Genomic DNA, 18,358 nt, shown 5'->3' with positions numbered 1-18,358 from the left:
GGGGGGGGGCAGGTTTTCGATCGCCAGAAGGGGGGCGACGACGGGCTCCAACCCTATGTCGCGCAGCCGTGCGGCGGTGCGGGCGGCGCCGGGTTCGGCGCGGGTTATCCAGACGCGGGCGGGCGTTATGTTCATCCGTCCAGGGTCGCGGGATCGACCTCCTGATCGCCGGCCGAGGCGTGGACCTCGGCGCCCAGCCGCTGACCCAGGGCGCGGGCGTCGGCTTCGGTGGGTTGGGGCAGGTCGCCGACGCGGCGCCAGCGGGCCGAACCGTCGGGGCTGAGCATCTCGGTGGTCAGGTGCAGCGTGTCGTTGGCGATCAGGGCGTAGGCGCCGACCGCGGTGCGGCACGACCCTTCCAGCGCGGTCATGGCCCCACGCTCTGCAGCGACGGCGATGGCGGTCTCGGGGTGGTTCAGGGCCGCGACCCAAGGAGCGTCGATGTCGGCGGCACGCGTCTGGATGGCCAGGGCGCCCTGGCCCGGCGCCGGCAGGAAGGCGTCCAGCGACAGTTTCTCGCGGATGTGTTCGGTGACGCCCAGGCGCGTCATGCCTGAGACGGCCAGAAGGATGGCGTCGAAATCGCCCTCGGCCGCGCGGCGCAGGCGGGTGTCGATATTGCCGCGCAGCATCTCGATCTTCAGGTCCGGCCGCAGGGCCAGGGCCTGGGCCTGGCGACGCAGGCTGGCGGTGCCCAGGCGCGCGCCGAAGGGCAGGGCGTCGAAACTGTCGAAGTCGCGGCTGATGAAGGCGTCGCGCGCGTCCTCGCGCTTGGGGATGGCGGCGATGCACAGGCCCTGCGGCTGTTCGGCGGGGACGTCCTTCATCGAATGGATGGCGATGTCGATCCTGCCGGCCAGCAGGGCCTCCTCGATCTCCTTGGTGAACAGGGCCTTGCCGCCGACTTCCAGCAGGCGTCGGTCCTGGATGCGGTCGCCGGTGGTGACGATCTCGACGAGCGGAATGGCGGTTTCGATCTCGGCCTCGGGCACATTCAGGGCGCGGCCGATGGCGCGCTGCATCATGCCGGACTGGGCCAGGGCCAGCTTGGAGCGCCGGGTGCCGATGCGGAGAGGAAAGGTCATGAGCGTTGCGCACCGGTCGCCGGGTCGCTACCTCGACCCGATGGAGATGTCCGCCGACTATAGCAGCGGCGCCGATGCGGCAACTGGACGCGATGTCCGGGCGCTGACGGTGCTGGGCCTGGAGACCAGCTGCGATGAGACCGCCGCATCGGTGGTGCGCCTGACAGGGGGGCGGGCCGAGGTGCTGTCCTCGGTGGTTCACAGCCAGATCGACGACCATGCAGCCTATGGCGGCGTGGTGCCCGAGATCGCGGCCCGCAGCCATGTCGAGATGATCGCCGAGGTCACGCGTCGCGCGATGGCCGAGGCGGACATGGGCTATGCCGGGCTGGACGCGATCGCGGCGACGGCCGGGCCGGGCCTGGTCGGCGGGGTCATGGTGGGCCTCAGCTTCGGCAAGGCGGCGGCCCTGGCGCGCGGCCTGCCCCTGGTGGCGGTCAACCATCTGGAGGGGCACGCGGTTTCGGCCCGGCTGGGGGCGGAGGTCGCCTATCCCTTCCTGCTGCTGCTGGTGTCGGGCGGCCATTGCCAGCTTCTGGAGGTGCGCGGCATCGGCGACATGAGCCGGATCGGCGCCACCATCGATGACGCGGCGGGTGAGGCTTTCGACAAGATCGCCAAGGCCCTGGGGCTGGGGTATCCGGGCGGGCCGGCGCTGGAGAAGCTGGCGGCTCGCGGCGACGGCTCACGGTTCGACCTGCCCCGCGCCCTGCTGGGCCGCAAGGATTGCGACTTCTCCTTCTCGGGCCTGAAGACGGCGGCCTTCCGCATCGCACAGACCTGCGAGACGGAGCAGGATAGGGCCGACCTGGCCGACGCGGTCCAGAACGCCATCGCGCGCCAGCTGTCGGATCGGTCGGAGCGGGCGCTGGCGGCCTATGCGGAGACGCATGCGCACAGGCTTTTTGTTGTCGCGGGCGGCGTGGCGGCCAACAAGACCATCCGTGCGACCTTGCAGGCGACGGCGGCGAAACACGGTTTCGACTTCCTGGCGCCGCCCATGGCCTATTGCACCGACAATGCGGCGATGATCGCCCTGGCGGGGGCCGAACGGCTGGCGCTGGGACTGACCAGCGACATCGACGTCGTCGCACGGCCGCGATGGCCGCTGGACGAGGCGCGCGCCCTGTCCGATCCTTCGCACAAGCCGGGCCGTAAAGGCGCCAAGGCGTGAACGATAAAGAAGCCTCGGGAGGGCGTATGGAATTCCGCACGGCAGGGGTCATCGGCGCGGGCGCCTGGGGCACGGCCCTGGCGCAGGTCTGCGTCCGGGCAGGTCTGGACACGACGTTGCAGGCGCGCGAGCAGCAGTTGGTCGAAACCCTGCGGGCGACGCGGGCCAACGACCTGTATCTGCCGGGCGTGCCGTTGGCGGACGAACTGAAGTTCACCGCCGACCTGGCTGATTTAGCAGACTGCGATGTGATCCTGGCCGTGCCGCCGGCCCAGCATATGCGCGCCACCCTGACGGGCTTTGCGCCCCATCATCGCGCCGGCGTGCCGGTTGTGCTGTGCTCCAAAGGGGTCGAGCGCGGCACGATGAAGCTGATGACCGAGGTGCTGGCTGAGACCCTGCCGAACGCCCCGGCCGCCGTTCTGTCCGGCCCCAGTTTCGCGGGCGAAGTGTCGCGCGGCCTGCCCACCGCCGTCACCCTGGCCTGCGCCGATGCGGCGCTGGGCCAGGCCCTGCTGAACACCCTGTCGGCGCCGGGCTTCCGGCCCTATCTGGCGACCGATCTGGTCGGCGCCGAGGCGGGCGGGGCGCTGAAGAACGTGCTGGCCATCGCCTGCGGCATTTCCGAGGGGCGCCAGCTGGGTCGCAGCGCCCATGCCGCCCTGATCACGCGCGGCTTTGCGGAAATGACCCGTCTCGCCGTCGCCATGGGCGGCCAGGCCGAGACGGTGGCGGGCCTGTGCGGCCTGGGCGACCTGGTCCTGACCTGCTCCAGCCCCCAGTCCCGAAACATGAGCCTGGGTCTGGCCTTGGGCCAGGGGCAGACGGTCGAACAGGCCCTGGCCGGCAAACGGTCGGTCGCCGAAGGCTATGAAAGTGCGCCGGCCGTGCGCGAACTGGCCGCGCGTCTGGGCGTGGAAATCCCGATCTCCGAAGGCGTCGCCGCCCTGCTGGCCGGCGAGATCGACGTGGACGGTCTGATCGATGGTTTGCTGTCGCGCCCGCTGAAGGCCGAGCGTGTCTGAGGAGGTCCCGGCCGAGCGCAAGCGGGTCTGGAAGACGCCACCCAATGTCGCCCTGTGCGCCGAGGGCGACATCGCCGATCCAGGCTCGCGCGGTTTCGTGCTTCAGATCGGTGAGGCCTTTTTCCACGGCTTCGTCGTGCGCAAGGACGGTCAGGTCGCCGGCTGGGTCGACCGTTGCCCGCACGCGGGCTTTCCCATCGCCATGGAGATCGACCGCTATCTGACGCCCGACGGGTCGCTGATCCTGTGCGGCTGGCACGGGGCGGTGTTCGAGCCGCTGACCGGGGAATGCCAGGGCGGCCCCTGTGCGGGCGGCCGGCTGACGCCCTGGCCGGTGGCGGCGACGGGCGGGATCGTCAGGACGGCCTGAGGCCGATCAGCGCGCCAGCTTGCCCTTGGCCTTGGCGGCGCTGAGGAGCACTTTCGGGTCCGGCTTCTTCACCTCGACGCTGGTGTGGTTCAGGATCGACAGGATGTAGCGACCGATGTTCAGCCGCGCCGTCTTCTTGTCGTCGGTGGCCACGACGACCCAGGGCGCGAAGGGGCGATCCGTCTCGTCCAGCATGCGGTCGCGAGCGTCGGAATAGGCGTCGAAGCGCGCCTCGGCCTCGGCGTCCAGCGACGACAGCTTGAACTGTTTCAGGGGATCGACGCGGCGTTCCTTCAGGCGTTTGGCCTGTTCCTCGCGCGAGATGTCCAGCCAGATCTTGATCAGGATGATCCCGTCGTCGGTCAGCATCCGCTCGAAGCGCGGGGCGTCGGTCATGAACTGGGCGTACTGCTCGGGCTTGCAGTATCCCATGACCGGCTCGACCCCGGCGCGGTTGTACCAGGACCGGTTGAAGATCACCGTCTCCCCTGCCGCCGGCAGGTGGGGGACATAGCGCTGGAAATACCATTGGCTGGTTTCGCGGTCGCTGGGCTTGGGCAGGGCGATGACGCGGGTCTGGCGCGGCGACATATGTTCGGTCAGCCGCTTGATGGCCCCGTCCTTGCCGGCGGTATCGCGACCCTCCAGCACGATGACCACGCGCGAGCCGTGTTCGATGCTCCAGGCCTGGGTCTGGACGATGGCAAGCTGGATCTGCTCCAGCTCGGCTTCATAGGCGTCTGATTTCTTTCCCATCACGGGAGAGTGGGCCGGACGGGGCCTGCGGGCAAGGGGTGTGCGTTCGCAGGGAGCCGACGGCGAAGCTGGGCGTTAAGGCGCGGGGCCTGTCCGGCCCGTGACGGGGCGGAATGAAGCGCGATCTGGCGGATATGTGGAATCTGGTGTGGGAGATCGCGCTGCTGGTCTGCGGGGCCTTCGCCCTGTTGAACGTCTTCGCCCCGCCTCAGGACCTGCCGTGGAAGCCGCTGGACCTGGATCGGCCTTTGGGACGGGCCACCACGGCCAAGGTGGCCGCCTTCGACGTGCCGACCGCCGCGACGCCTCAAGCTGTGGAAGGCGCGACGGAGGCCTGTATGCAGGCCTTGCGCAATGCGGGGGTTCAGGTCGAACGGGCGGCGGACCGAGATGACGGCGGCTTCTGCGTCGTGCGCGGGGCGGTGCGGATCACGGGCGGCGAGGTGACGCCCCTGGCGCCAGCCGGCGTCGTCATGCAGTGCCCGCTGGCCGTGCGCTACGTCATCTGGGACCGACAGGTGCTGCGTCCGGCGTCGCGCGACATCCTGGGGTCGGAGCCGGCGCGGGTCGAGAACTACGGCACCTATTCCTGCCGCCGCATCTATGGCTCGCAGGACGAGCAGGAACGGCCCAGCGAACACGCCAGGGCCAATGCGCTGGATGTCGCCGGCGTCACGCTGAAGGACGGACGGACCGTCAGTGTGCTGAACGACTGGCGAGGCGCCGGTCCTGCGGGCGAGCCGGGCTCGCGCTTCCTGCATGCCGTTCGCGACGGCGCCTGTCGTCTGTTCTCGACCGTTCTGACCCCGGACTACAACGCCGCCCACGCCAACCATCTGCACATCGACGGCGCCGCGCGGGGCATCTGTCGTTAATCCTGAATGCGTCCAGTGCGAATCGCTTTGCTGTTGACCGCCTCGAAAAGCCGGGTGACAACATCGATACAGTCCGGATTTTGCGTGGGGTCCACACCCGCGTTTCGCTCCTTCGCCTGAACGAGCTGTCCAGATGGATTGTCGGGTCACCCCAAGGGGGATCCGCCTGGAAAAGCGCGTTGACGGAGACGCAGACATGGCGACCGGCACGGTCAAGTGGTTCAACCCCACCAAGGGCTTCGGCTTCATCCAGCCCGATAGCGGCGGACAAGATGTGTTCGTTCACATCACCGCCGTTCAGAAGGCCGGACTTCAGGGCCTCGATGAGAACGCCAAGGTCGAATACGAGCTGGAAAACCAGCGCGGCAAGACCTCGGCGATCGACCTCAAGATTCTCTGAGTCGATCAGCCTCTAAGGCTTAGAGACAGGCGCGGCGGCTTCGGCTTCCGCGCCTGTTTTCTTTTTTGCTTGGGCTACCGCGCTTCGCGCTACTGAGCGCATCGTTCCTGGCTATCGCGCGCCGCGCTACTTGAGCCCGTTTGGTGCGTCTGTGGCGAGGACCGGTTTCGCCTTCTGCGACCTCTGCGCCAGGACGATGGCGCCCAGCACCAGGACGCCGCCCAGGGCCTGAACCGGCGTCAGGGTCTCGCCGAAGATCCACCAGCCCAGCAAACCCGCGACCACCGGCTGGATCAGGATGGTGACGGCCGTGACCGAGGCCGGCAGCTTACCCAGCGCCCAGGCCACGCCGCCCTGTCCGAAGACGTGCATGACCCCCATGGCGATACAGGCGGCCCAGCCGCTCGGCCCGGCGGGGATGATGTCCTCGCCCAGGGCCAGGGCGACGATCAGTAGCAGGGGCGCGCCCAGCAGGGTGGCCCAGAAGGTGACGCGCATGGCGCCGGCCGTTCGCCGCGCCGCCTGCACCGCCAGGAAATAGCCCGAATACCAGACCGCCACCGACAGCGAGAAGATGTCGCCCAGCGGCGGATTGGTCCCTGTCCGCCGTCCGCCCCGGCCGCCATGGCGAAGGCGCCGCCCATGGCCAGGGCCAGGGCCACAAGGAACAGCCGGTGCGGCCGGTCCTTCAGCACGAACCAGCCGAACAGGGTGACCACGACCGGCGTCAGGTTGCACAGCACCGTCGCATTGGCGACCGAGGTCATGACGATGCCGTAGTGCCAGAAGCTGAGGTCCAGCGCGAAGAACAGGCCCGCCAGCAGCGCCCATTTCGACGGGGTCGCGATCCCGCCCGGCTCGCGCGCCGCCAGGATCGTCAGCAGCGGCAGGGCGAACAGGAAACGCCAGAAGCCCGCCGCCGCCGGCCCCGTCTCGGTCAACCGCACCAGAATGGGCGCCAGGCCCAGCACGCAGGCGGCGATCAGCAGGACGATCAGGGCGAAGGCGCGCGGCGAAACACGCGGGAGGGAACGCTGGGCGGGGGCGGACATGGCGCGGCTCATACGCCGCCCTGCGGCGTGACGCCACAGGGCGTTGGGTCAGATCAGCGGATAGATCCGCGCCTTGACGTTCACGGCCAGGCCCGGCGCCCGGTCCAGATAGTCGATGGTCCCTTCCAGTTGACCCACCAGGCTCTGGATCATCATCGAGCCGAAGCCCTTGCCCGCCAGATGGCCGCCGGCGCCCTCGTCCTCGACCGACAGACGGAAGTTGGCGCCCTGGTCTTCCATGATGATCCGCAGCGGACCGGGCTTGCCGTTATAGGCGTATTTCTGGGCGTTGATGATCAGCTCGGTCAGGATCAGGCCGATGGTGACGGCCCGCCCGGCGTCGACGCAGACCGGGTCCAGATCTGTCTCGATCACGGCGGTCCAGTCCGGCCCCATGCTGGAGCTGAGGTCCACGATCAGGTCGCCGATGTAGCGGGCCATGTCGATGGAGGCGACCTGGTCGCCCAGATAGAGGCGGCTGTGCACCGCCGAGACGGCGCGCACGCGACGCCGTGCTTCATTCAAGGCCGTGGCGGCGGCGCTGCCCGTCTGCTCGCGCGCCTGAAGGCCCAGGAAGCTGGACACCAGGGTCAGGCTGTTCTGGACCCGATGGTTCACTTCGCGGATCAGATATTGCTGCTGCTCCAGCCGCAGATCCCGCTCGGACAGGCGATCCTGAAGCGAGCGGTTCAGGCGGCGCAGCTGGTCGATGGCGGCATAGTCGGCCAGGGCGTCGCGAAGTCGCCCGGCGGACTCGATCGCGGCAGGGCTCCAGCGATGGGCGCGGCCCGAAACCGATTCCGACCAGCTCTCGAACGAGGCGCGCGGCGTCAGCACGGCGTTGGGACCGGTCTTGTCGGCGGTCGAGGGATTGCCGGCCCAACGCACCGTCTCGATCACCTCGGATCGGAACCACAGGATCGACACCGGTTGGTCGATGGGCAGGGTGACGGCCAACAGGCCGCTGGCGTGCGTCGCCCATGCCTTGGCTTGAGGCAGGACGGCGGACAGATTGTGAGACGACACGGGACGCAGGCCGGGCCGTTCCGCAGCCCAGGCGGCGATGGCGCCCACCGCGTCCTTGGGCGGGGTGTGACCGAAGATCTGGACGTTGCCGTCGCTGACGATGGCCAGACCGTCGGCGCCCGTCAGCTGCATCAGCGGGTCGGCGCGTGTGGCCAGCGCCTCGCGCAGCGGACGATCCGTCGGAAGCCGCCCGATCAGTTCGTCTTCCATGCGGCGCAGACGGGTGCGCTCGCGATAAAGCTCGGCGTCGCCCTTGGCCTTCAGCTGGCGCGCCAGGTTCCGGGCCAGGGTCGTGCAGCCGACCCGCAATTCGTAGGGCAGCAGTTTGGGCGAGGCGTTGTGACAGGCGATCAGCCCCCACAGCGCGTCGTCGACGATGATCGACACCGAGGCCGAGGCCCGCACGTCCATGTTTTGCAGATACTGCAGGTGGATCGGCGACACGGACCGCAGGCCGCTGTCGCTCATGTCCAGCGGCGCTTCGCCGGCCGCGACGAGACGGAGGGGCTGGGGCGTATAGCGGCTGTCGGGAATGACCCGCACGGGGTTGCGCAGATAAAGGGCCCGCGCTTGCTTGGGGATGTCGGCGGCCGGGAAATGGTGGTTCAGGAAAGAGCCGGTTCCGTCCGCACGAGCCTCGGCGATCACCTGGCCCGCCTCGTCGTCGTGGAACCGGTAGATCATGACCCGGTCGAACCCGGTCAGCTTGCGAAACGCCTCGGCGGCCCGTTCGCAGACCGACTGCACCGTCACAGCCCGTTCCAGCGACGCGCCGGCGGTGTCCAGATTGGCGACCAGGTCGATGCCCAGACGCGCCTGCTGCGAGCTCTGTTCGACCTCGACGATCATCAAGTCGTCAGCGGCGGCGGTGTTGGGCGCGCGGTGGACGACCACGTCGTATTCCAGGCGGTTGGTCGCGCGCCAGCGACAGACGAAGCCGGTCTCCTGCAAGGCGGCCATCGAACGGATGCGACGGTCCGCGACATCGCCCAGCACGTCCGCGATGGGGCGATCGATCCACACCGTGCGTCCGCTCAGGTCCTCGATGGCGCCCGCGCCTTGGCGGATCGTCAGGGATTGCAGGTCCAGCACCAGCAGGAAGCCGTGCGGCTGAATGGATTGCGGGATATGGATCGGCTCGCGATCACATTCGGTCAGGTCCGGTTCGACGTTGTCCAAGGCCTCGGTCATGCGGCGGCGTCCTGCGTCTGCGGCTGCAGGGTCCGGTGAGCGAAGGCGAAACCGTCGAGGCCGCCCTGCACGATCTCTTCGACGGTCGCGCGACCAGAAGCGCAGGCTTGGTCCAGCAGGGTCATGAAGGCGCGCCAGCGGGCGCCGGTCTCCTCGCCATAGGGATCGAGGAAGCTGAGACCGTCCAGATCGCGCCCCTCGGCCGTCAGGCGACGACGAATGATGCGGCCGCCCAACATCGATCCTTCCGCGACATAGACCCAGCCCAAGGCGGCGCCTGCGGTCGTCGGCGCGACAGGTCGTGCCGGGGCGGGGACGCGGACGCCCAGAACGGCGAGATCCTGGGCGATGCCGGCTGCGCGAGAGCGCGGCTCGAAACCGCCGTCGACATCAATGTCCAGTTGGGCGACCAGCGGGTGGCTGACCGGCTCAAGACCCGCGTGAAACCGATGAAAGGCCTGGACCGTCACGGCGCGGCTCGCGCGGTCGGCCAGGCGCGGCTCGATCCGGGCCTCGATCTCCAGCGTTTCGTGGGCGGATGTGGTGGCTTCCCGAAGAGCGAGAAGGGCAGGGGAAGCGATCATGGGCGCCAGATTAACACACTGTCTTGTCTTGTCGATTTTCACGGGCGTGAAGCCGCGCTAGAAGGCGCGTCACGGACACGGAACGGCCCAGGGCGCATGGCGTTCAGCAGCCTCGTCCATTTTCATTTTCGCCCGGAACGGTAGCCCTCATGAAACTGCGCGTGCGCGCCGAGCTCGTCTATCGTTTCGATCCGCCGACGGACGCCATCTACAAGATCCAGGTCGCCCATTGGCCCGGCCAGGACATCATCGAAGAGACCCTGACCTTCGATCCGCCCGTGGATTTCCACGAGGACGAAGATGTCGATTTCGGCGCCCGCACCCTGCGTTGCCATGTCGAGGGCGAGGTCACCCTGACCTATGAGGCGGTGGTCGAGAACGGCGTGCTGAAGGGCCTGCCGCCCAGCGTGTCTCAGCACGACTGGGGCGAACTGCCGGCCGAGGTCCTGCCCTATCTGCAACCCAGCCGGTATTGCCCGTCGGATCAGTTCGGCCGGTTCGTGACGCGCGAGTTCGGCGACACAGCGGGCGGCGCGCGCGTGCTGGCGATCCTGAACTGGATCACCGCCAACGTCGATTACGAGCACGGCGTGTCGGACACCGAGACCACGGCGGCCCGCACCTTCATCGACCGCGCCGGGGTTTGCCGCGACTTCACCCACCTGGGCATGACCCTGTGCCGGGCGTCGGGCATTCCGGCGCGCGCCGTCAGTGCCTTCGCTCACCAGCTGGAGCCGCCCGATTTCCACGCCATCTTCGAGGTCTGGCTGGACAACGGCTGGTGGCTGGTCGACGCGACGGGCTTGGCGCCGGTCGAGGGTCTTGTGCGGATCGCCTGCGGGCGGGATGCGGCGGACATCGCCTTCCTGACGACCCAGGAACGGTGCCAGATGGTGCGCCAATCCGTGACGGTTGCGGCGGCGTGATACTTACCCTCTCCCATTGGGAGAGGGCTTGAGCGCCTGAGAGCGAAGCGATCAGCTTTGCGCGAAAGGGTGAGGGGCGGGTGGTGCGAGTTGGCCCACCGGCCGACCCTCATCCGGCCCTTCGGGCCACCTTCTCCCAATGGGAGAAGGGTCGTTACTTGGGCTTCTGCGCCGCCTTGTAGGCCTGAAGTTCGTCGATCACGTCCATCTGGCGCAGCACCTTGTTCTGCGGGTCGATCAGGACGTGCGCGCCCCCCGGAACCGCGACCTGACCCCGACCGCCAGTCATCGCTACGACCTGGACGGCGCCGTCGATCTCGACCTCCAGCGGCATAGGGAAGGCCTTGCCGTCGCCGGTCGTCCATTCCAGCCGCAGCACCCCGCCCTCGCGCGCCTGCGTCAGCACCGGCAGGGCGGCGTTGTAGAGATAGCCCAGGAAGAACCAGCCATAGTCCTGGCCCGTCACCGCATTGACGATCTCCAGGAAGTCGCCGGTCGAACGATACAGCGGCGCGAAATTGCCTGGTCGGGGATCAGGTCGGCCATAGACGAGACGGGTGATCGCCTCGTGGAAGGCGGCGTCCCCGATCAGCATCCGCAGCGAATGGCTGATCAGCGAACCCTTGGAATAGATGTCGTTGCCCGGCCCGACGTCGCCCTTGTAGACCTCGTCCTCGGTCTTGGGGGCGCCTGACACGACGCGAAATTTGTTGATCAGCCCCTCACGCTGGTTGGCCAGTTCGCGCTGCATATAGCGGTCGCCCAGCAGCCAGCGCGCGTAGAGCGGCTGCATATAGCTGCCCAGCCCTTCGTGCAGCCACATGTCGTCGGCGTTCTGGTTGGTCAGCTGATTGCCGAACCATTCGTGGGCGAACTCGTGCTGCAACAGCCAGTCGTAGCCTCGGCCGTCGATCTTGTAGCCATTGCCGTAGGCGTTGATGGTCTGGTGCTCCATGCCCAGGTGCGGGGTCTCGACCACGCCCATCTTCTCGTCGCCGAAGGGATAGGGGCCGACGGTGGCCTCGAAGAAGTCCAGCATCTTCGGGAACTGGGCGAACAGGGCCTGGACCTGTTCCGGCGTGTCCGACTTCAGATGCCAGTAGGCCATGGGGATGGTGTTGCCGAACCGGCTGCGATACGCGCCCGCGACCTCCTCATAGGGACCGACGTTCAGAGCGATGGCGTAGGTGTTGGGCGACTTGGCGGTCCAGTTCCAGGTGGTCCAGCCGTCGCCGTGATCGACCTTGCCCAGGAACCGACCGTTGGACGGCGCCGAAAGGTCGGACGGGACGGTGATGTGCAGGTCGACCCGGCCCGGCTCGCCGTGCGGGCTGTCGATACAGGGCCAGAAGATGTCGCAGCCCTCGCCCTGAACGGCGGTGGCGATCCACGGCTCGCCCGACGGCGCGGTGGACCAGACGAAACCGCCGTCCCAGGGCGCACGGGGCGCCACGCGCGGCTGACCGGCATAGGCGACACGCAGGGCGACGGACTGTCCGCCGGCCAGGGTCTGGGCCAACTGCACCGTCAGCCGGCCCTCGGGATTGGACCAGCGGTCGACGGCGACCTCGACCCCGTCGATCTGAACCGACGAGATGGTCAGCAGCGTATCCAGATCGACGACCAGAGCCTCCAGCGGCGCCTTGGCGGTGAAGTCCAGCACGGCGACGGCGTCGATGGCCTTGTCGGCAGGGATAACCCGGATCGTCAGGTCGGCCTTGTCGAACCGCACCGCCTGTTGTTCTGACGTCAGCGGCTGGTCAGTGGCCAGGGTGTAGGGGGTGGATTCACGCGTTGTCGCGGCAGTTGGGGTCGGGGCGGTGGCGCAGGCGGTCAGGGCCAGAAGGCTCGCGGCGGCAAGCAGAACCTTGATGCGCATCCAACTTCCCTTCTGTCTGGCGGGGAAGGCTTAGCGCGGGCCGGCAAGGGCGCAAAGAAAAAGGCCGGTGTTTCCACCGGCCTCTTCCAGAACTCTATGTCGCAGACGCCGATCAGGCGGCGGCGGCGGCTTGCTCGGCGATCTTGGCGCGAACCTGGCGCTTGATGCGCTGGGCGGCGATCGACAGCTGCTCGTCGCGCGCCTTGACGATAAAGACGTCCAGGCCGCCCTTGTAGTCCAGGGTGCGCAGCGCAGCGTTCGAGATACGCAGGCTGAACGTCTGGCCCAGGGTTTCCGAAGTCAGCTTGACCGTCTTCAGCGACGGCAGGAACCGGCGCTTGGTCTTGATGTTCGAGTGGCTCACATTGTGGCCGACCATCGGGCCGATACCGGTGAGTTCGCAACGACGCGACATCGTCAGATCCTTAAGATGCGGCGTCCAGCCCGAGCATGGGAGAAGACGCATGAACAGTTGCGCGCAGGAACCTGCCCGCGCGAGAGGGGGCCGTATAAGGGAAGAGGCGGTTCGGCGTCAAGCTGAGTCTGGACGCATGATCCAGACGGCTCGTTCAGCCGTCATTCAAATGCCGCCCTGTATGGGTCATACCATGAAGACCAAAGCAGAACAGAAGGCCGCCATGTCCCGTCCGTCGCTGATCGACCGTCTGCCCAAGCGGGCGCTCGCCGTCCTGGCCCCGGTGATGGCCGGCGGCTTCATGCTGGCCTCGCCCGCCATCGCCCCCGCCCAGACCGCGGCCCAGACCGAAGTGCTGCCCGGCTATTGGGAATACACCACCAGCGCGGTGGGCCAGCGCGACACGCTGCAGCGCTGCGTGCGCCCCAGCGAGATCAACCGATTCTTCGGCGGCCTGTCGACCAACAAGTGGCGCTGCACCTATCCGACCCGCGTGGTCGGTGGCGGCAATGCCCGTTTCGAAGGGACGTGTTCCGATCACAAGAATCGCCGCATCGCCGTGCGGCTGAACGGGACCTATACCGACACCAGCTTCAGCTTCCGCGGGGGCGCCCAGATCGTGCGCGGCACCCCCTATATTCCCGCCAGCATCACCGCACGCCGCATCAGCGCCCAGTGCCCGGCCAACGCCGAGTATTTCTGAGGCCCGTATAGCCGAGCAGCAAAAAAGGCCCCGGATCGCTCCGGGGCCTTTTCGTTTGTCCGAGGACGAAGCCCCAACCTGCGATTCAGGCGGCTTCGGCGGTCGGGATCGGCTTCTTGGCGCTGAGCGACTTGGCGAGCAGCTCGACGGCGGCGTCCTTGTCGATCTTGTTGGCGGCGGCGACCTCGCGCGCCATGCGGTCCAGGGCCGATTCATAGAGCTGGCGCTCCGAATAGGACTGTTCCGGCTGGGTGTCGGCGCGGTGCAGGTCGCGGACCACTTCGGCGATAGAGATCAGGTCGCCCGAGTTGATCTTGGCTTCGTATTCCTGGGCGCGACGCGACCACATGGTGCGCTTGATGCGGGCGCGGCCCTTCAGGGTGGTCAGGGCCTTGGTCACGACATCGTCGGCGGCCAGCGAACGCAGGCCGGCCGTCGCGGCCTTCTTGGTCGGGACGCGCAGGGTCATCTTCTCGTGGTCGAAGGTCACGACATAGACTTCCAGCGACATGCCCGCGACTTCCTGGACCTCGACCGCCGCGACTTTACCGACGCCGTGCGCCGGATAGACGACCGCGTCGCCAACCTTGAACTCCAGACCAGTCTTGCTCGTCATAATCGTCCTTTCCCGGTCAGGGCCGGGCGACGCGAAGGCGCAGGAAACGCAAACAGGATCTCATCCGCCGGATCGCTCCGTCGGAGGGGATGATGTTGGACGTCAAATGCGGAAACGGATCACCAAACCTCTGGCCGATCCCGTCTATGGGCGGGATGCTGTCGCAAACACGGGCGGCGCGAAGATTTCGCGGACCGCCCGATCGAATGAAACAGAACCTATCACAAATCTGCGGAATTTCAAAACGTCCACAGGGCGGACGTGGATTTGCGGCAAGGCTTGAGCGCCGCCAGCCGTAAAGTCAGGAACCCTTGCCCGGCTTGGTGCTGAAGTATTTCTCGTATTTGCCGGTCTCGCGTTCGTATTGTTCGCGGTCGGCGGGGGGTGTGCCCTTGACGGTGATGTTGGGCCAGACCTTGGCGTATTCGGCGTTGACCTGAAGCCACTTGCCGTCCGGCTCGTCCTCGGTGTCGGGTACGATGGCGTCGACGGGGCATTCCGGCTCGCACACGCCGCAGTCGATGCATTCGTCGGGCGCGATGACCAGGAAGTTCTCGCCCTCGTAGAAGCAGTCCACCGGACACACCTCGACGCAGTCCATGAACTTACATTTCACGCAGGCGTCGGTGACTATGTAGGTCATTGGGCGAAGAACGGGGGGCAAGCTGTGAGCGGGAGGCCTGCGACATGGCGGCCACGCAACCAACTGTCAACAGCAGGGCTTAAGGCGAGAGACGTTCGCAAGCCGCATAGACGCGCCTTGACAACAGTCAGGCTTAATCGCAACTGTATTGATTGCATATTCACCGTCCCATCGACAGGAACTCTTCCATGCGCACGCCTTTCACAAAATACGCCCTAGCCGGCGCTCTGGCGCTCAGCCTCGCCGCTGGCGGCGCGGTCGTGGCCCAGGCCGCCCTGACCAAGACCCCGGCCGAAGTCACCGCCGGCGACTACGATCTCGATTCCGGCCACGGCAAGATCACCTGGTCGGTGAACCACTTCGGCCTGTCGACCTACACGGGCCAGTTCGTGAACGTGAAGGCCGAGCTGAAGCTGGACCCGGCCAATCCCTCGGCCTCGACCCTGACCGCCACCATTCCGCTGAGCGACGTGGCGCCGAACGACGACCGGCTGAAGGCGCACCTGCAGACCGCCGACTTCTTCGACACCGCCAACCACCCGACGGCGACCTTCGTCTCGCGCTCGGTGACGGTGGACGCCGATGACGCCAACGAGGCGACCGTGGTCGGCGACCTGACCCTCAAGGGCGTGACCAAGTCCGTCACCATCGAGGTCGAGTTCAATGGCGCCGGCGCCGTCATGGGCGCCTACAAGTCAGGCTTCGACGGCGAGGCCACGTTCAAGCGTTCGGACTTCGGCATCAACTACGCCCTGCCGGCCGTCTCCGACGAAGTGAAGCTGCACATCGAGGGCGAGTTCGTTCTCAAGCAGTAAGTAGGGCTATCGCGCTTCGCGCTGCTTGAGCCCTCAAGCAATAAATGAGTAAAGGGCGCGGGCCTCTTCGGCAGGTCCGCGCCTTTCGCCCAGCGCCTCCACCCTCAGGCTGGTGACGCGCCCGTCCTCGGCGAAGGTTAGCAAGTCGCCGACGTGGACGCAGCGGCTGGGCTTGTCTAGCCGCGCCTCCCGCCCGTGATGGGTCAGCCGCACCGCGCCCCGCTCGACCAGATCGGCGGCCAGCCCCCGCGTCTTCACGAACCGCGCGCGCCACAGCCACAGATCGATGCGACAGGCCTCCTCGGTCAAGCCGTCGCCTTTCGACGCGGGCGACGGCGCTTGGGTCGTGCAGGTGGGGCTTCCGTCAGAACCGCCAGCGCAGCGAACGGCGAATCCTTCACCGGTTTGGGCGCGGCGCCCGGCTTGTCGGGCAGGCGGGCGCGTTCGGTCTTCAGCGCGGCGATGACCTGTTTCGCCTGATCGGCGCTCCAGCCCAGGTCGGTCAGGGCCTCGTCAGACAGCCTGCCGTGGTTGGCGGCGCGCAGGTCGGCCATCTTCTCCAGCGTCTCGACCGGGACCAGCCAGCGGCCGGCCTGGCGCAGGCCGTGGGCCGAGAGCAGGCGCGGGGAGGGCGTCTCGGCCGGCGTCGGGATCAGGTCGGGCGTCGCGGGGATCAGCGGCGCGTCCAGGAAGGCCTGGGCGAAATGGCGGGCGCGCGGCTTCTGCAAACCGGGCAGCCAGACGGAGTTGACGCCGACGCGGATGGCGAAGCTTTTGATCGTGCGCCGCTCCACCTGGCTCAGCGCCGCCAGATCGCGCTCCACGTCGCGCCGGTCGATCAGGCCGCCCGCTTCGATCAGGCGGAAGGCGATGCCGCGCGGCAGGCCTTTCAGCGCCCCCGATTCCACCGCTTGGCGAAGGCGGCGAAGATCGCGCAGCGCGCGGCCCGCCTCGGACGCCAGCCAGGCCTCGATCCGGCGACGCGCCCGTTCTCGCGCCGGCGTCGGCCCCAGTTCGCCCAGCAGCCGCACCTGAGGCGAGAACGGATCGGCCCCTTGTGGCGTCGCCACGATCTGCGCCGTCAGCACGCCGCGCCACAGCACCGCGCCATCCGGCGTGATGGAAAAGGCTTCGTCGGTCTCGGCCGCCAGCCGACCCAGACGGCGGTTGATCTCGGGCGTCACGGCACGGACCGCCGCCTGACGCAGGGTGCGGTCCTCCAGCGCCGAGGCGCCCTTCTCCATCTGGAAGCGGACGCCTTCCAACTGACCCACCACCTGCCCCTCGACGGTGACCTCGCCGTCATCGGCGACCCCGGCGAACGCATCGTCCCGCACGTTCAGGGCGCGCATCAAGGCGGTGGTGCGCCGATCCACGAACCGGGCCGTCAGCCGCTCGTGCAACACGTCCGACAGTCGGTCTTCCAGCGCGCGGGTCTTGTCGCGCCAGCCCTGCGCGTCATGAACCCAGTCGGGGCGGTTGGCGATGTAGGACAGGGTGCGGACGGCCGACAGACGCGCCGACAGCTGGTCGATCTGGCCGTCGTCGCGGTCAACGAAGGCGAAGCGCGGCGCCATCCAGTCGTCGGTCAGCCGACCCCGCTTGCCGGTCAGGGCATGGAAGACGTCCTTGGCCAGCCGCGCGTGCTCGTCCAGCGTCGTCTTCTGAAAGTCCGGCAACTGGCAGGCTTCCCACAGCCGCATGATGGCGCCGCGCGATCGGCCGATGCGGGCGATCTCCTCGTCCTTGATCAGACGACGCAACAGGGTTTCGTCCAGAGCCTCACCGGTCAGATTCAGACCGATGCGCTGGGGCGTGACGGTCAGGGATCGCAGCAGGTCGGGCAGGGTGTCGAAATCGAGTTTGGCGTTGCGCCACTCCGCACCCTCCACTGGATCGAAACGATGCTCGACCACCTGTTCGACCAGATCGGCATCCAGATCCTCGGCCTCGGCCGTGACGCCGAAGGTGCCGTCGCGCAGGTGGCGCCCGGCTCGGCCCGCGATCTGGCCGATCTCGTGCGCATGCAGCCAACGGGTCCGCCGACCGTCGAACTTGCGCAGGCCCGCAAAGGCGACATGGTCCACGTCCATGTTCAGCCCCATGCCGATGGCGTCGGTGGCGACCAGGAAATCGACCTCGCCCGACTGATAAAGCGCGACCTGGGCGTTGCGGGTGCGGGGCGATAGACTGCCCATGACGACGGCCGCGCCGCCCCTCTGACGTCGGATCAGTTCGGCGATGGCGTAGACCCGCTCGGTGCTGAATGCGACGATGGCGCTGCGGCGGGGCAGGCGGGTCAGTTTCTTGGACCCGGCGTAGGACAGGGTCGACAGGCGATCCCGCGTCACGATCTCCACGTCCGGGACCAGGCGGCGGATCAGCGGCTCCATCGTGCCGGCGCCCAGGAACATGGTCTCGAACCGGCCACGCGCGTGCAACAGCCGCTGGGTGAAGACGTGGCCGCGCTCGGGATCGGCGACCAGCTGGATCTCGTCGATGGCCAGGAACTCGACCGACCGCTCCAGCGGCATGGCCTCGACGGTGCAGACGAAATAGTGGGGGCGCGGCGGGACGATCTTTTCCTCGCCGGTGATCAGGGCGACGGCGGCGGCCCCGCGCTGCCTGACGATGCGCTCGTAGATTTCGCGAGCCAGCAGGCGCAAAGGCAGGCCGATCATGCCCGAGGCGTGACCCAGCATCCGCTCGACCGCCAGATGGGTCTTGCCGGTGTTGGTGGGCCCCAGAACCGCGGTGACGCGGGACGGGGCGAGGCCTGCGGACCGGTCGCTCATGTCCGCCCTAAGGTGGAGACGATTCTCG

The 18,358-nt window shown here is 67.7% G+C and carries 20 protein-coding genes; 8 read left to right on the top strand and 12 right to left on the bottom strand.

The window, feature by feature from the left end:
• Positions 1–131: 131 nt before the first annotated feature.
• Positions 132–1,085 (bottom strand): hydroxymethylbilane synthase, encoded by a 954-nt coding sequence (gene hemC / locus CHRYSEO8AT_RS04150; protein WP_159846643.1) that lies wholly within the window; start codon positions 1,083–1,085, stop codon positions 132–134.
• A 46-nt stretch (positions 1,086–1,131) separates the two neighbouring features.
• On the opposite strand from hemC, the gene tsaD reads away from it, so the two are divergent.
• From tsaD to CHRYSEO8AT_RS04135, 3 genes are read left to right on the top strand one after another with little or no spacing between them, the layout of a single operon-like run.
• Positions 1,132–2,259: a tRNA (adenosine(37)-N6)-threonylcarbamoyltransferase complex transferase subunit TsaD gene (gene tsaD, locus CHRYSEO8AT_RS04145; RefSeq protein ID WP_201304485.1), complete on the top strand. Its 1,128-nt coding sequence runs from the start codon at positions 1,132–1,134 to the stop codon at positions 2,257–2,259.
• A 26-nt stretch (positions 2,260–2,285) separates the two neighbouring features.
• A complete protein-coding gene (locus CHRYSEO8AT_RS04140) occupies positions 2,286–3,284 on the top strand; it encodes an NAD(P)H-dependent glycerol-3-phosphate dehydrogenase (RefSeq protein WP_159846640.1) in 999 nt (332 codons plus the stop codon).
• Complete coding sequence (locus CHRYSEO8AT_RS04135) at positions 3,277–3,654, top strand: Rieske (2Fe-2S) protein (RefSeq protein ID WP_159846637.1); 378 nt, start codon at positions 3,277–3,279, stop codon at positions 3,652–3,654. Before CHRYSEO8AT_RS04140 ends, CHRYSEO8AT_RS04135 begins: the two co-directional genes overlap by 8 nt.
• Before the next feature lie 6 nt (positions 3,655–3,660).
• Here CHRYSEO8AT_RS04135 and ppk2 read toward each other — a convergent pair whose 3' ends face one another.
• Complete coding sequence (gene ppk2 / locus CHRYSEO8AT_RS04130) at positions 3,661–4,410, bottom strand: polyphosphate kinase 2 (protein WP_159846634.1); 750 nt, start codon at positions 4,408–4,410, stop codon at positions 3,661–3,663.
• A 113-nt stretch (positions 4,411–4,523) separates the two neighbouring features.
• Between ppk2 and CHRYSEO8AT_RS04125 the strand changes: the two genes are divergently transcribed.
• Together CHRYSEO8AT_RS04125 and CHRYSEO8AT_RS04120 are read left to right on the top strand one after the other, a co-directional pair.
• A complete protein-coding gene (locus CHRYSEO8AT_RS04125) occupies positions 4,524–5,285 on the top strand; it encodes an extensin family protein (protein ID WP_159846631.1) in 762 nt (253 codons plus the stop codon).
• A 196-nt stretch (positions 5,286–5,481) separates the two neighbouring features.
• Positions 5,482–5,685 carry a cold-shock protein gene (locus CHRYSEO8AT_RS04120; protein ID WP_159846628.1) on the top strand — a complete coding sequence of 68 codons (204 nt, stop codon included), beginning with the start codon at positions 5,482–5,484 and terminating at the stop codon, positions 5,683–5,685.
• Between the two features lie 126 nt (positions 5,686–5,811).
• Here the strand turns inward: CHRYSEO8AT_RS04120 and CHRYSEO8AT_RS16090 are convergent, their stop codons facing one another.
• From CHRYSEO8AT_RS16090 to CHRYSEO8AT_RS04105, 4 genes are read right to left on the bottom strand one after another with little or no spacing between them, the layout of a single operon-like run.
• Complete coding sequence (locus CHRYSEO8AT_RS16090; RefSeq protein WP_236547596.1) at positions 5,812–6,213, bottom strand: DMT family transporter; 402 nt, start codon at positions 6,211–6,213, stop codon at positions 5,812–5,814.
• Positions 6,135–6,737: a DMT family transporter gene (locus tag CHRYSEO8AT_RS04115; RefSeq protein ID WP_236547418.1), complete on the bottom strand. Its 603-nt coding sequence runs from the start codon at positions 6,735–6,737 to the stop codon at positions 6,135–6,137. Before CHRYSEO8AT_RS04115 ends, CHRYSEO8AT_RS16090 begins: the two co-directional genes overlap by 79 nt.
• A 48-nt stretch (positions 6,738–6,785) precedes the next feature.
• Positions 6,786–8,954 carry a histidine kinase dimerization/phosphoacceptor domain -containing protein gene (locus CHRYSEO8AT_RS04110; protein ID WP_159846625.1) on the bottom strand — a complete coding sequence of 723 codons (2,169 nt, stop codon included), beginning with the start codon at positions 8,952–8,954 and terminating at the stop codon, positions 6,786–6,788.
• Complete coding sequence (locus tag CHRYSEO8AT_RS04105; protein WP_159846622.1) at positions 8,951–9,538, bottom strand: biliverdin-producing heme oxygenase; 588 nt, start codon at positions 9,536–9,538, stop codon at positions 8,951–8,953. Before CHRYSEO8AT_RS04105 ends, CHRYSEO8AT_RS04110 begins: the two co-directional genes overlap by 4 nt.
• A gap of 149 nt (positions 9,539–9,687) precedes the next feature.
• Between CHRYSEO8AT_RS04105 and CHRYSEO8AT_RS04100 the strand changes: the two genes are divergently transcribed.
• Positions 9,688–10,464 (top strand): transglutaminase family protein, encoded by a 777-nt coding sequence (locus tag CHRYSEO8AT_RS04100; protein WP_159846619.1) that lies wholly within the window; start codon positions 9,688–9,690, stop codon positions 10,462–10,464.
• Positions 10,465–10,618: 154 nt separating this feature from the next.
• Here CHRYSEO8AT_RS04100 and CHRYSEO8AT_RS04095 read toward each other — a convergent pair whose 3' ends face one another.
• Positions 10,619–12,343 carry a M1 family metallopeptidase gene (locus tag CHRYSEO8AT_RS04095; protein WP_159846616.1) on the bottom strand — a complete coding sequence of 575 codons (1,725 nt, stop codon included), beginning with the start codon at positions 12,341–12,343 and terminating at the stop codon, positions 10,619–10,621.
• Between the two features lie 112 nt (positions 12,344–12,455).
• Complete coding sequence (gene rpmB, locus CHRYSEO8AT_RS04090; RefSeq protein ID WP_159846614.1) at positions 12,456–12,758, bottom strand: 50S ribosomal protein L28; 303 nt, start codon at positions 12,756–12,758, stop codon at positions 12,456–12,458.
• A 193-nt stretch (positions 12,759–12,951) separates the two neighbouring features.
• On the opposite strand from rpmB, the gene CHRYSEO8AT_RS04085 reads away from it, so the two are divergent.
• Entirely contained in the window at positions 12,952–13,461 is a 510-nt protein-coding gene (locus CHRYSEO8AT_RS04085) for a DUF3617 family protein (protein ID WP_236547417.1), read from the top strand.
• An 85-nt stretch (positions 13,462–13,546) separates the two neighbouring features.
• Here the strand turns inward: CHRYSEO8AT_RS04085 and CHRYSEO8AT_RS04080 are convergent, their stop codons facing one another.
• Together CHRYSEO8AT_RS04080 and fdxA are read right to left on the bottom strand one after the other, a co-directional pair.
• Positions 13,547–14,077, bottom strand: a complete 531-nt coding sequence (locus CHRYSEO8AT_RS04080; RefSeq protein WP_159846611.1) for a CarD family transcriptional regulator — start codon at positions 14,075–14,077, stop codon at positions 13,547–13,549.
• A gap of 301 nt (positions 14,078–14,378) precedes the next feature.
• Entirely contained in the window at positions 14,379–14,720 is a 342-nt protein-coding gene (gene fdxA, locus CHRYSEO8AT_RS04075) for a ferredoxin FdxA (protein WP_159846606.1), read from the bottom strand.
• Positions 14,721–14,908: 188 nt separating this feature from the next.
• On the opposite strand from fdxA, the gene CHRYSEO8AT_RS04070 reads away from it, so the two are divergent.
• Positions 14,909–15,535 carry a YceI family protein gene (locus tag CHRYSEO8AT_RS04070; protein ID WP_159846603.1) on the top strand — a complete coding sequence of 209 codons (627 nt, stop codon included), beginning with the start codon at positions 14,909–14,911 and terminating at the stop codon, positions 15,533–15,535.
• Positions 15,536–15,568: 33 nt separating this feature from the next.
• On the opposite strand, the gene CHRYSEO8AT_RS04065 is transcribed toward CHRYSEO8AT_RS04070, so the two are convergent.
• The gene (locus CHRYSEO8AT_RS04065; protein WP_159846600.1) at positions 15,569–15,844 is read right to left on the bottom strand and encodes an RNA-binding S4 domain-containing protein; all 276 of its coding nucleotides are present in this window, start codon (positions 15,842–15,844) and stop codon (positions 15,569–15,571) included.
• Entirely contained in the window at positions 15,841–18,330 is a 2,490-nt protein-coding gene (locus CHRYSEO8AT_RS04060; protein WP_159846597.1) for a helicase-related protein, read from the bottom strand. The genes CHRYSEO8AT_RS04065 and CHRYSEO8AT_RS04060 overlap by 4 nt, the downstream gene beginning before the upstream one ends.
• Positions 18,331–18,358 lie beyond the last annotated feature (28 nt).

The organism is Brevundimonas sp. G8, from assembly GCF_902506205.1.
Taxonomy (GTDB): Bacteria; Pseudomonadota; Alphaproteobacteria; order Caulobacterales; family Caulobacteraceae; genus Brevundimonas.
Note: the sequence above shows the minus strand (reverse complement) of the source record. Positions and strands in the feature narration are given on the sequence as shown.